We start from the raw sequence: 787 nt of genomic DNA on the forward strand, positions 1-787 counted from the left end.
TGCTTTTCGGTTTCATACGCTTGCTGCGCTTTAGCAATGATGCTGTCGGCTTTCGAATTCGCCGCTTCAACCAAATGTTGCGAATCGAGATAACTAACGTAATCCTTGGCTTTGAGCACCTTTAAACCTGGCGCTAACTGCAAGTTGTCGGTTTTTATTTCAACAAATGAAACCATTGGGGAATAACCTGTTTTGCGATTTTTTTGGTGAGTCGGTACGCGAGATCACGCTGCTCTTCAACGAGCCAAGAGGTGTTTTCTTTCACTTGGCTAAGTGATTGATCGAGCTTGAACTGCCAACGGAGCAAAATATCGTGAGAAGAGCTCGCTAAGATGAACTTCATCCATGCGTAGCCCTGTTTGAGCATGTGACGTTCAACTTCGTCTTCTTTCATCATGTCTGGTAGCGCTTTTTGCCAACCTTTCGGCCATTGTGACAACAACATCGGCCCTTGCTGAATAAGAAAACGGGCGACATCCAAACCAAACACGTTGTTCAAACACTGCTTGGGCTTTTTAAGTACCACTTGGCGCATCGCAAAACTGTGCAACGCCCCGCCAATGGTGAGCATTAACGTACTGAGCGCATCAGGAGGAAGCAGAGCCAAGCTATGGTGTGGCTTGTTAAAAGCCGTTTCTGGCACAGGCGCAAGCGCCCACTCTTCTAAACACCAAAGGTTGAAGTTTGGGTTATCTCGCCAGCCATCCAAATTAAGAAGCCAAGGCTGTTTTGGCACGATCCAGTTTTGCTCTAGGTACTGACATGGGCAGTAGTTGAACTGATGCAG

At 47.1% G+C, this 787-nt stretch carries 1 protein-coding gene and 1 pseudogene; both read right to left on the minus strand.

Translation table 11 applies throughout. The features are described from left to right. Nucleotides 1-176: pseudogene (gene vscL / locus R7Z50_RS26575) on the minus strand (SctL family type III secretion system stator protein VscL); the annotation flags it as partial. After that, nucleotides 155-787, minus strand: a 633-nt coding sequence (vscK, locus tag R7Z50_RS26580; RefSeq protein WP_318149621.1) for a SctK family type III secretion system sorting platform protein VscK, incomplete at its 5' end; no start/stop codon positions are given. The gene vscK and the pseudogene vscL, both read right to left, overlap by 22 nt.

This window comes from Vibrio sp. 1249-1, from assembly GCF_033340495.1.